Here is an 11,677-nt window from a genome sequence, read left to right on the forward strand (position 1 = left end):
TACTCAAAAACATATCATCAAGCACATAAAAAACTTGTAACTTTACCTTTTCTTACATCCTATAACGAATGAAAAAATTAATTATTGCAAGCACATCTACATTGCACGGAGGCGCTTATCTGGAATATTTACTACCAACTTTAAAAGAACATTTTAAAAATAGTAATTCTCTACTCTTTGTACCTTATGCACGGCCAGGCGGAATTAGCCATGATGAGTACACATTAAAAGTAGCAGAAACTTTTGCAGATATTAATATAACAGTAAAAGGGCTTCATGAATTTGACAATCCTGTAGATGCTGTTGATAACGCCGAAGCTATATTTGTTGGCGGCGGAAACACTTTTTTACTGGTAACACAACTCTACCAGAATAATGTAATGTCTGCTATAAAAGAAGCCGTAAAAAAAGGCACTCCTTATTTAGGCAGCAGTGCAGGAAGCAATATCTGTGGACTTACTATGCAGACAACTAATGATATGCCTATAATTTATCCTCCCAGTTTTAATACTCTGGGATTAATACCTTTTAATCTTAACCCTCATTACCTTGATCCGGTTGAAGGCTCTACACATATGGGCGAAACACGCGAAACACGCATTAATGAGTTCCATAAGATTAATCCTCAGCCAGTATTAGGGCTTCGCGAAGGAAGCTGGCTTGAAGTAAATGGCGAACAGATAATTTTAAAAGGCAATTTACAGGCAAGGCTTTTCAGGCAAAAGCATCAGCCGGAAGAAATAAAAACAGGATCAGACCTGTCCTGGCTTAAATAACAATATTCCCGCAATGCGGGAATATTCATTTTACAGCAATAAAAAAGCCCAAACAGTTGTTTGGGCTTTTGCAGAGCGGAAGACGAGGCTCGAACTCGCGACAACCAGCTTGGAAGGCTGGAGCTCTACCAACTGAGCTACTTCCGCATTATTGTGGTGCAAATATAAGCACACTTTCCATATTCGCAAACTTTTCTTTGAAAAAAAATTGACGTTTTTAAACCAATAGCATTTAAAATATTTATTATTAATTTGTTACCTAAATAAAAAATAATGTATTCTATTAAACAAATATCCTCACAAGACAGTTTTGCAGTCAGGCTGCCTGTTTTACGGCCCGGAAAATCTATAGAATCGTGCATCTTTGAAGGAGATAATTTACCAACTACTGTTCATTTTGGAATTTTTGATAACGAAACGCTTGCAGGAATAGTTTCAGTTTTTAAAGCTTACACAACCCTGCTCTCCCATGAAAAACAGTTTCAGTTAAGAGGGATGGCTGTGTTAGACACCTATCAGAAAAAAGGACTGGGAGAAAAACTTATAAAAGCGGCGGAAGAGTATATCTTAAAAAATAACGGAGGGGCAATATGGTTTAATGCCCGCGAAATTGCAGTAGGTTTTTATAATAAAATGGGATATGAGATAACAGGACAGCCATTTACAATAGAAGATATAGGCACCCATTATGTAATGTATAAAACAGTATAATTATCTTTTAAAAATTAGCCTTTAATTAATAAAGCATCAGTATTTGTTTTTGTAACTTTAGTAAAAGCTAAATTCAAACGCAAATGAAGACAACAGCTTTACTTTTACTGTGCTTTATTTTTATATTCCCCTCATGTAAAAAAGTTGAAGGAACAAATAAAAAATTGCCTGTTACCATTACAAACACAGAGCATCTAAAAGACACTGCCCAATTTATAAATGAAGAATTACTAAAGAACACCTCAAAAGATACTAAAGCTTTTTACAAGGCCCATAATTTTAAAACAGTATGGACTAATAAGTTTAATCGCCTCAGCTTTCATGACGCTATTCAGGAAGCATCAAGCGACGGTTTGCTACCCTCAGATTACAATCTTTCTATTCTTCAGAAATACGAAAGCAATAAAACAATTACAAAAGAAGAGTGTGCAGCATACGATATTTTGCTTACACAATCTTTCACAAAACTGGCCAGGCATTTGTTTAAAGGCAAATTAAATCCGGGCAGTGTATATTATGACTGGGCATTACCTTCAAAAAAATTAAATACGTCAATGCTTTTAAGCAAAGCGTTAACCAAAAATTCTATTACAGAAACTTTAAACTCATGCAGGCCACGGCATAAAGTATATTACAGCCTGAAAAAAAGTCTGCAATTCCTTAATAGTCTTCCTAATGACAATTCTTATAAACCACTTGACAAAACAACAGTTTTAAAATTAAAAGATTCAGGTGATGTTGTTATTGCTGTTAAATCACGACTGGTATATTGGAAAGATTTGGATTCTGCCGATGCATCCGGAAATATGTATGATCATAAAACCATGAAAGCTGTAAAAAAATTCCAGAAAAGGCATGGCATTTATCCTGACGGAGCAGTGAGCGGGCGTACAGTTGCCGCATTAAATATTGGACTTAAAAAAAGAAAACAGCAAATAATAGCTAATCTTGAGCGCTGGCGATGGTTTGCTTATGATTTTGGAACAAAGGCTATACTTATTAATATACCAGACTATAAACTGGCCGTTATAGAAAATGGAAAAGACACTATTGAGACATATAAAGTTGTAGTAGGCAAACCGGCAAGAAGAACTCCTGTCTTACAGGCAGAGCTTAATAATCTTGTAATTAACCCCACCTGGACAGTACCACCAACAATACTTAAGGAAGACCTTACTCCCTCTGCATCAAAAGACAGAAATTATTTTGCAGAACATAACATGAAGATCTATAAATATTCAGACACCATAGAAACCATGCCTGAAGAATGGGATCCTGAAAAAGCAGACCATTACCGTTATGTTCAGGGACCCGGCGAAAATAATGCACTAGGAGTTGTAAAATTTAATTTTAATAACCGGTTCAGCGTTTATCTGCATGACACAAACCACAGAAATTTATTTAAAAGATCGCAGCGAGCCCTTAGTTCCGGTTGTGTGAGGGTAGAAGATCCGCTTAAACTTGCCGGATATGTATTGGATAAGGAAGATGCCGGATGGACAAAAGAAAAACTTGACGAAATGATTGCATTAGGCGAAACAAAAAACGTGGGCCTAAAAAAAGGAACCCACGTTTATCAGTTATACTGGACCGCCTGGATGGACAAAGACGGAATACAGTTTAGAAATGATATTTATAACCTTGATAAAATACTCTACAGCAAATTAAGAAATTAACTTAGATGCCTCTACATATTTTTGTGAGGGATAATATATAAAAAGGCAAGATTTATCCTTTATAAGGTGTATTACCTTTTTATTTATTTTCTGAGGCAAAGCCGGACACCCTAAACTTCTTCCTAATCTTTTATGTGCTTTTATAAAGCTCTCGCTAACATAATCTGCAGCATGCATAACTACAGCCCTGCTGCGCGCATTATTATTAATACCCTGCTCAAGGCCGTCAAGACGAAGTGACTCGCCATGTTTACCATTATAAATCTCACCTGTAGCATAAAAACCAAGGCTGCTCATGTTAGAGCTTTGGGCATTAGAGAACTGAGTAGCAAATTCATCACCACTGTTTCTACCGTGTGCTACAAGAGTGTTATATAATACAGTATTTGCAGCCATATCAATAATCCAAAGTCTTTTAGTATTAGAAGACTGGCTGAAATCAATAAGCGTTAAGATATCTTTTTTAATTTTACCTTCAGCCTTAAGTGCCTTAAATCCCTTAAGCGCTTTTGTAAAGCACTCTAATTTCGGCATAGACTCTGAATTTGCCTTAATAGCATTGTAAACTGAAACTGTTTCGGATACAGCATTTACATTTGCTTTTGTATTTATAGCAAGTGTTTCGGCGTGTTTTGGTGTTGTTGTGGTAAGTGAAAAGAACAAAAAGAAAACCGACGTAAAAAAGTTGTAAACCATGTGTAATTTTGTAGTTGTGTTTTTAATAGGTTGCTAAAATAAGTTAAAGAAATGTAAACAAAAATAGCAACACTGTTAAAATCAATTATTTAACATTCATCATTTGGCAGGCCTCTTCCCAGGCTGTGCCTCTCTCATCATTTTAATAATCTTTATTACAACGGGGTCAAAATGAACATATTGTGTAATAATTAAAATTTTCATAAATTTTTTATAAAACACAATATAAACCCCTGAGTATAGTGTGTGAAACTGGCTAAATTATAGTAATTTTAGCGCATGGTTTCGCATTAATAATATGCTAAAACCATGCCAAAAAACTATAATATCCTGAAAATGAACAAAAAAGTAATTTTAATGATCCTTGACGGCTGGGGAAAATCACCAGACCCAAAGGTTTCTGCTATAGACAACGCCAATACACCTTTTATTGACAGCCTTTACAAAAAATATCCGAATGCTTCCCTGCGAACAGACGGTCTGAATGTGGGACTTCCTGAAGGGCAAATGGGAAATAGTGAAGTAGGACACATGAATCTTGGCGCGGGGCGTATTGTTTATCAGGATCTGGTAAAAATAAACCTTGCAGTGCAAAACAATACACTTTCCGGAGAAAAAGCCCTGGTAGATGCTTTTAACTATGCCAAACAAAACAATAAAAAAGTACACTTACTTGGTTTAGTTTCTAACGGAGGTGTACACTCTCATATCGACCATCTTAAAGGACTGATAAATGCTGCAGAAGCTGCAGGCCTTGATAAAGTATTTATACATGCATTTACAGACGGCAGGGATGTTGACCCTAAATCGGGGGCTTTTTTTATTTCTGATCTTGAAAACTTTTTAAAAGATAAAAAAGCGAAGCTGGCTTCTATTATTGGCCGTTATTATGCTATGGATCGTGACAGGCGCTGGGAAAGGGTAAAATTAGCTTATGATCTTTTAGTAAATGGCGAAGGAACACCCTCTACAGATGCAGTAGGAAGTCTGCACGACAGTTATAATGAAAATATTACCGATGAGTTTATAAAACCCATTGTAATGACTGGAGATGATGGAAAGCCTGTTGCCACAATTGAGGAAGACGATGTTGTTATTTTCTTCAATTTCCGTACAGACAGAGGAAGACAGCTTACCGAAGTTTTAAGCCAGTTTGACCTGCATGAACAAAACATGCATAAACTGAAGCTTTATTTTGTTACCATGACCAATTATGATGATAACTTTAAAGGTATACACGTTATTTATGACAAAGATAATCTGACTGAGACTTTGGGCGAAATAGTTTCACGCAATGGTAAAAAACAGATACGTATTGCAGAAACAGAGAAATATCCTCACGTAACCTTCTTTTTTTCCGGAGGCCGTGAAGAACCGTTTGAAGGTGAGAAACGTTTATTATGCCCGTCTCCTAAAGTTGCCACGTATGACCTTAAGCCCGAAATGAGTGCTTATGACCTTAAAGATGCATTAGTACCCGAACTTAAAAAAGGTGAAGTAGATTTTGTCTGCCTTAATTTTGCAAACGGAGACATGGTGGGACATACCGGTGTTATGGAAGCTGCTATTAAAGCATGTGAAGCTGTAGATGCTTGTGCCAAAGAAGTAATAGAAACTGCATTGGAAAACAATTACACTACTATTGTAATTGCCGACCACGGTAACTGTGAAACGATGATTAATCCTGACGGTACGCCAAACACTGCACATACTACCAATCCTGTGCCTATTATTTTAGTAGATAAAGACCTTAAACATATTAAAGATGGTATTCTGGGCGATATAGCCCCTACTATCCTTGACCTGATGGGCATTGAGCAACCTCAGGTCATGACAAGACATTCATTAGTTTCTTAATTAGATCAGACCATTAAATTATAAAGCCCTTGCTGTTCAGCAAGGGCTTTATAATTTAATTAGACTTTTAACCTTTCAAAGTTGGCCCGGTCTATTGCTTCTCTGTGATCAGGGTGTGCAATATCTACCATTGCTTTGGCACGCTGGCTTAAAGTTTTACCATATAAATCGGCAATACCATATTCTGTAACAACATATTGAACATGCGCACGTGTAGTTACCACACCTGCCCCCTGTTTAAGATAAGGTACAATTTTGCTTTCTCCCGTTTTTGTAACCGAAGGCAGTGCTATTATAGCCTTACCTCCCTCACTTAGCGATGCCCCACGAATAAAATCCATCTGCCCGCCAACGCCCGAATACATTTTACCGCCAATAGAGTCGGCACACACCTGCCCGGTAATATCTACCTCTATAGCAGAATTTATAGCTACCATTTTAGGGTTTCGGCGAATTACAGCAGTATCATTTACAAATGATGACTCACGCATAGATATAAACGGATTATCATTTACAAAATCATACAACCTTTGCGAACCAATTAAAAAGGTAGCCAAAGCCCTGTTTTTAGTTACTTCTTTAAACTTGCAGTTAATCACCCCGCTTTCTATAAGATCAATTACACCATCAGAAAACATTTCCGTATGAAGGCCTAAATTCTTATGATTCGTTAATTTAGCAAGCGCAGCATTAGGAATTGAGCCGATACCCATTTGCAATGTACTTTCATCTTCAATAAGCGAAGCAAGATATGCACCTATTTTGTCTTCCTGTTCCGATATTGGAGCAATGCCATGTCCATAAATAGGCATATCCGCTTCAACAAGGTAATCTATCGAAGAAACACTGATAACACTATCGCCAAATGTTCTTGGCATTTTAGGGTTTACCTGTGCTATAACAATTTTAGCGTTTTCTATAGCCGCTTTAGTTGCTTCTACAGATACACCTAACGAACAATAACCATGACTATCCGGTGGCGATACATGGATAAAAACCACATCAAGAGGTAATATGTTTTTTCGGAACAGGCGTGGTATTTCACTTAAAAATACCGGAGTATAAGATCCGTTGCCCGCACTTAATGTATGTCTTACGTTTTTACCTATAAAAAATGAATTGACATGAAAACTGTCTTTTAGTTCAGGGGCAGCATAAGGAGCCTCCCCTTCAGTATGCATATGGCATACTTCTACATCGCGCAGCTCAGAAGCCCTTTCGGCAAGTGCTTTAGTTAGTAGTGTTGGTGTAGCAGCTGCTGCCTGCACATATATTCTGTTGCAGGAATGCACAACTTTTACGGCTTCTGCCGCAGTTACATATTTACTCATACCTATAAAGTTTTAAGCAAAATTAGTATTGAATAAAGATACAAAACATGACATATCTCATGTTACAACGCTCTTTTAAATAATCCGTTAGAAAGTTGTACTTTTGCCCTTGGAAAAATTTTTAGATATGATTATCCCAAAAACAACTGAAGAAATTGAGTTAATGCGTCAAAGCGCACTTATAGTTTCTAAAACATTAGGCATGATTGCCTCCGAAATAAAACCCGGTGTAACTACGCTTCACCTTGATAAGCTTGCAGAACAGTTTATCCGCGACAATGGTGCTGTTCCCGGATTCCTTGGCCTTTACGGCTGTCCGTCAACGCTACTTACCAGTGTAAATGACCAGGTAGTGCATGGCCTTCCTACTAACCGCCCTATTGAAGAGGGCGATATAGTATCTGTAGATTGTGGTGCCATTATGAATGAATATTATGGCGACCACGCTTATACTTTTGAGATAGGTGACGTTGCCCCTGAAACAAAAAAACTGCTTCAGGTTACTAAAGAATCACTTTATGTGGGTATTCGTGAGTTTAAAATCGGCAACCGTGTAGAAGATGTTGGTAATGCTATACAGAAATATACCGAAGCACATGGTTATGGTGTAGTGCGTGAACTTGTTGGGCACGGACTTGGAAAAAAAATGCACGAAGGCCCCGAAATGCCAAACTACGGCAAACGCGGACGCGGTAAATTATTTGTAGAAGGCTTAGTTGTAGCTATTGAACCTATGATAAACATGGGTACAAAAAACATAAAACAGCTTAAAGACGGCTGGACTATTGTGACACGCGATGGTAAACCAAGTGCGCATTTTGAGCATGATGTTGCTATAGTAAATGGTAAACCCGAACTACTTTCTACATTTGCCTATGTTTACAAAGCACTGGGTATAGAAAGCAATGAAGAAGATGAGTTCCGTAAGCAACCGCTTGTTATTTCATAATGAAGAAACTATTCAGGTTTATACTTAATACCATTCCCAGACCTCTTTTAATAAGGCTTAGCTATGTTGCAAGGCCTGTACTGGCCGCTGCCTTAAAAGGGAATACCTATACCGACCCTATAGACGGCAAGAGTTTTAAAAATTTTCTGCCTTACGGCTACGGACATCAGCGTAATAATGTTTTAGCTCCCGGAACACTTTCTTTGGAAAGGCATCGCCTGTTATGGCTTTACCTTAACAAGGAAACTGATTTTTTCACTGCTCCAAAAAAAGTATTGCATTTTGCTCCTGAACAGGCATTTTATAAACGTTTCAGAAAACAGAAAAACCTGGACTATACAACTACTGATCTATATTCGCCATTGGCAGATGTAAAGGCAGATATTTGCAACCTGCCCTTTGAGGATAATAGTTATGACCTGATACTTTGTAATCATGTGTTAGAACATATACCAGACGACACAAAAGCAATGCAGGAACTTTACAGGGTATTAAAACCCGGAGGAATGGGTATTTTTCAAATACCTCAGGATTTAAACCGTGAAACTACTTTTGAAGATGATAGTATTACTGACCCAAAAGAACGTGCGCGCATTTTTGGGCAGTATGACCATGTAAGAGTATATGGCCGCGATTATTTTGATAAATTGAGAAGTATAGGTTTTAGGGTTGTAGAAGAAGATTATACCAAAAAACTAAAACCCGAAGATGTAAAACGTTTTTGCCTTGCAAAAGGTGAAATTATTCCCGTTTGTTATAAAGACTAATTTTTTTGACTAAACTACATAAACTAAAAACCCCTGCTATTTTTACTTAGCAGGGGTTTTCTTTTTTAACCTCTATAAAAATCAGAATCTTTAACTTTTTTCAGGCATCAGAATACCTATAATTTTATCATTCGCTACATATTTTTTAGCTACATCCTGTATGTCTTTAGCAGTAAGGGCATTTACTTTATCCTCATACTTAAGAATGTTTTCGGGATCTTCATTTTCCGTGTAAGCATTTTTTAAATTGCTTAGCCACATACGGTTTTCTTTAATGTCTTTTTTAAAATCCATAAGCTCACCTTCTTTGTATTTGGCAAGATCTTTAGCTTCAGGACCGTTATCTATAATTTTCTTTAATTCGCGTAGTGCACTTTCTGTCAGCTTTTCTGCGTTTTCAGGTCCGCAAGGGAAAGAAATTGTAAAACGGTAAGAGCCATAAGGCACTTTACTCATCCCGCCGCTGGCATTAATTCCATAAACGCCACTCTCATTTTCCCTTAATTCTTCAACAAGTTTAATAGTAAGTATTTCTCCCAATGCCTGCATTGCAAGATCTTCTTTAGGGCTGTATTTGGCATCACCCCTATAGCGTATCAACACTTTACTTTTAGGTTCCGTACCTCTGTAAATTATCTTTTTATGGTCACCTCTTAATGAGCGGATACCTAAATCTACAGCCTTCTCTCTTTTATCTGATGCGGGAAGCGATGCAATATATTTTGCGGAAAAATCTTCCATGGCTTTATCGTCAATATTTCCAACAAAGAAAAATTCAAAGTCTCCTGCATTGGCAAAACGTTCTTTATATTTTTTGTAAGCAAGTTCATAATCCTGATTATCCCAGTCACTTTCTGTTGGAAATGGAGAAACATATCGCGGATTATCTGCATTTATAAATTTATAAAACTCATTTGAAAAATAGCTTTCCGGTCTTGACAGCATATTACCAAACATGGCTTTCCGTTTTTGTACATAGCTATTAAAAGCTTCTTTATCATAATTAAGATCTGTAAAATACGCATGTATCATCTGGAACATATATTCCATGTCTTTTGGCGTAGTACTCCCTCTTATTCCTTCGGTTTCATCATAGATATACGGGTTCACCCTGGCAATTTTACCTGTCATAAATTTATTTATGTCATTTAATTTAAGCCCTGAAAAACCAGCTTCCGGCAATCCTGAATTTGCCCAAGACGTTTTTTTGTAATCTTCATTAGAATAAGTATCGCTGCCGCCAAAGCTTACCGCATCCATTAAAACCTCATCATTTTTAAAATCGGTTTTTTTATAGGTAACTTTTGCTCCGTTAGATAAAAATAAAGTTGTTGTACCCAATTTAGCATTGGTTTCTTTTTTTGAAATACTACCCGGCTTAACCTCATTTCTTAAAAGACTTGTTGCAGCAACCCCTTCTTCATAAGGCTTAATATCGTCACCGTTAGAGTTAAGCACTGTAAGCACTTCACTTTCTGTTGGCTGTTTTACACCCTCTTTTTCAGGGCCGGTAAATACAACTACACGATTATCATTTTTAATATAATCATTTACAAGCTTATCTATCTGTACAAGTGTAATTTCCGGTAACAATTTTTTCATAGTAGTAAAGCCCCACTCCATTCCCAGTACAGGTTCTTTTTCAAGAAAGTGCGACTGATATTCGCTAACAAAACGATCAGAGTCCATTTTGTCTTTTTCATTATAAGCACGCTCCATTATAGCCAGCCATTCTGTTTTAGCCCTGTCAAGTTCAGCCTGAGTAAAACCATATTTTCTAACGCGGTTATTTTCTTCAACCAGCGTTTTTAGCCCTTCAAGTTGCTTACCTTCGGATGTCATAGCAAAAGACTGATATCCTTCTTTAGTTCTTGCCCATGTCTGTCCGTGGTAACTATATCCGAATGTAAAAGGAGGGTTTGATGAATTTCTCAATTCTTCAAGCCTGTTATTAAGCATTGTAGAAAATAAACCTTCAGCCAAAGACTCTTTAAAATCATTAATAGTAACAATAGGCTTGGGAGTTTCATAATCTTTATATATAAGCTGCACCTGGGAGCCAGTTGCTTCTTTATCTGTTTCTATAGCAACAAAAGTTTCTTTATGGTTAGGAACGTCATATACTTTTCTTGGGCGCTCATTTTTAGGATTTTGATAAGAAGAAAAATGTTCTTTTACTTTTTTCTCCATTTTATCAACATCAATATCCCCTACAACAATTACCGCCATAAGATCCGGGCGGTACCAGTCTTTATAGAACTTTTTAATTTTGTCATAAGTAAAGTTTTCAAGTATCTCTTTTTGACCTATAGGCATACGGTCTGCATAATGCGACTGATACATCATCTTTGGCATAAACCGCTTTCTCATCCTGTTTTCTGCACCAAGCCCAATACGGTATTCTTCAAGCACAACACCTCTTTCTTTATCAATTTCTTCAGGTGTAAGCACAGTATTAAAAGCCCAGTCTTCAATAATCTGGAAACCTTTTTCCAGCTTTTCAGGATCATCACTCGGAATAGGCAAAAAGTAAGCAGTTTCATCAAAACTTGTATAAGCATTTAAGTGCTGCCCAAATTTTACACCAATGCTTTGCAGATAATCTACAAGCTGATTTTTTGGGAAACGTTTTGTTCCGTTAAAGCACATATGCTCCATAAAGTGCGCCAGCCCCTGCTGGTCATCATCTTCAAGAATTGATCCTGCATTAATAACCAGCCGAAGGTCTACTTTGTTTTCAGGCTTGTTGTTTTTCCTGATGTAGTAGGTAAGTCCGTTTTTAAGTTTTCCTGTTCTTACGGCAGGATCAAACGGAATAAGATCTGTCCCTTTAAGCTCCTGAGCAATACCTGTTAAAGGTACAGCCAAAAGGAACATCCATAGTTTCAAATGTTTCATTAGTAATTGGTTTATA

The 11,677-nt window shown here is 37.1% G+C and carries 9 protein-coding genes and 1 tRNA gene; 6 read left to right on the plus strand and 4 right to left on the minus strand.

Features of this window, described 5'->3' with window-relative positions:
• Positions 1-68: 68 nt before the first annotated feature.
• The gene (pepE, locus tag NHE85_RS03345; RefSeq protein WP_252809666.1) at positions 69-776 is read left to right on the plus strand and encodes a dipeptidase PepE; all 708 of its coding nucleotides are present in this window, start codon (positions 69-71) and stop codon (positions 774-776) included.
• A gap of 74 nt (positions 777-850) precedes the next feature.
• Here the strand turns inward: pepE and NHE85_RS03350 are convergent.
• Positions 851-923, minus strand: a tRNA-Gly gene (locus tag NHE85_RS03350).
• Positions 924-1,049: 126 nt separating this feature from the next.
• Between NHE85_RS03350 and NHE85_RS03355 the strand changes: the two genes are divergently transcribed.
• Positions 1,050-1,487: a GNAT family N-acetyltransferase gene (locus NHE85_RS03355; RefSeq protein WP_252809668.1), complete on the plus strand. Its 438-nt coding sequence runs from the start codon at positions 1,050-1,052 to the stop codon at positions 1,485-1,487.
• Between the two features lie 83 nt (positions 1,488-1,570).
• Positions 1,571-3,163 (plus strand): murein L,D-transpeptidase, encoded by a 1,593-nt coding sequence (locus NHE85_RS03360; RefSeq protein WP_252809670.1) that lies wholly within the window; start codon positions 1,571-1,573, stop codon positions 3,161-3,163.
• Here NHE85_RS03360 and NHE85_RS03365 read toward each other — a convergent pair.
• The gene (locus tag NHE85_RS03365; RefSeq protein WP_252809672.1) at positions 3,152-3,859 is read right to left on the minus strand and encodes a murein L,D-transpeptidase catalytic domain family protein; all 708 of its coding nucleotides are present in this window, start codon (positions 3,857-3,859) and stop codon (positions 3,152-3,154) included. The two genes, NHE85_RS03360 and NHE85_RS03365, sit on opposite strands and share 12 nt — an antisense overlap.
• Positions 3,860-4,195: 336 nt before the next feature.
• On the opposite strand from NHE85_RS03365, the gene gpmI reads away from it, so the two are divergent.
• Complete coding sequence (gene gpmI / locus NHE85_RS03370; RefSeq protein WP_252809674.1) at positions 4,196-5,716, plus strand: 2,3-bisphosphoglycerate-independent phosphoglycerate mutase; 1,521 nt, start codon at positions 4,196-4,198, stop codon at positions 5,714-5,716.
• 59 nt (positions 5,717-5,775) lie between these two features.
• On the opposite strand, the gene NHE85_RS03375 is transcribed toward gpmI, so the two are convergent.
• On the minus strand, positions 5,776-7,047 hold the full coding sequence (locus tag NHE85_RS03375) for an acetyl-CoA hydrolase/transferase family protein (RefSeq protein WP_252809676.1): 1,272 nt from the start codon (positions 7,045-7,047) through the stop codon (positions 5,776-5,778).
• A 127-nt stretch (positions 7,048-7,174) separates the two neighbouring features.
• Here NHE85_RS03375 and map point away from each other — a divergent pair, with 127 nt between their 5' ends.
• Together map and NHE85_RS03385 are read left to right on the plus strand one after the other, a co-directional pair.
• Positions 7,175-7,996, plus strand: a complete 822-nt coding sequence (gene map / locus NHE85_RS03380; RefSeq protein WP_252809678.1) for a type I methionyl aminopeptidase — start codon at positions 7,175-7,177, stop codon at positions 7,994-7,996.
• Positions 7,996-8,763, plus strand: a complete 768-nt coding sequence (locus NHE85_RS03385) for a class I SAM-dependent methyltransferase (protein ID WP_252809680.1) — start codon at positions 7,996-7,998, stop codon at positions 8,761-8,763. The genes map and NHE85_RS03385 overlap by 1 nt, the downstream gene beginning before the upstream one ends.
• Before the next feature lie 90 nt (positions 8,764-8,853).
• Here the strand turns inward: NHE85_RS03385 and NHE85_RS03390 are convergent, their stop codons facing one another.
• On the minus strand, positions 8,854-11,661 hold the full coding sequence (locus NHE85_RS03390; protein ID WP_252809682.1) for a pitrilysin family protein: 2,808 nt from the start codon (positions 11,659-11,661) through the stop codon (positions 8,854-8,856).
• Positions 11,662-11,677 lie beyond the last annotated feature (16 nt).

The sequence above is a fragment of the Flavobacterium sp. NRK1 genome (assembly GCF_024054175.1).
Taxonomy (GTDB): domain Bacteria; phylum Bacteroidota; class Bacteroidia; order Flavobacteriales; family Flavobacteriaceae; genus Flavobacterium.

Bases quoted from the DNA above. Each gene is read 5' to 3' on its own strand.
- pepE (WP_252809666.1), top strand. From the start codon at position 69: ATGAAAAAATTAATTATTGCAAGCACATCTACATTGCACGGAGGCGCT.
- NHE85_RS03355 (WP_252809668.1), top strand. From the start codon at position 1,050: ATGTATTCTATTAAACAAATATCCTCACAAGACAGTTTTGCAGTCAGG.
- NHE85_RS03360 (WP_252809670.1), top strand. From the start codon at position 1,571: ATGAAGACAACAGCTTTACTTTTACTGTGCTTTATTTTTATATTCCCC.
- NHE85_RS03365 (WP_252809672.1), bottom strand. From the start codon at position 3,859: ATGGTTTACAACTTTTTTACGTCGGTTTTCTTTTTGTTCTTTTCACTT.
- gpmI (WP_252809674.1), top strand. From the start codon at position 4,196: ATGAACAAAAAAGTAATTTTAATGATCCTTGACGGCTGGGGAAAATCA.
- NHE85_RS03375 (WP_252809676.1), bottom strand. From the start codon at position 7,047: ATGAGTAAATATGTAACTGCGGCAGAAGCCGTAAAAGTTGTGCATTCC.
- map (WP_252809678.1), top strand. From the start codon at position 7,175: ATGATTATCCCAAAAACAACTGAAGAAATTGAGTTAATGCGTCAAAGC.
- NHE85_RS03385 (WP_252809680.1), top strand. From the start codon at position 7,996: ATGAAGAAACTATTCAGGTTTATACTTAATACCATTCCCAGACCTCTT.
- NHE85_RS03390 (WP_252809682.1), bottom strand. From the start codon at position 11,661: ATGAAACATTTGAAACTATGGATGTTCCTTTTGGCTGTACCTTTAACA.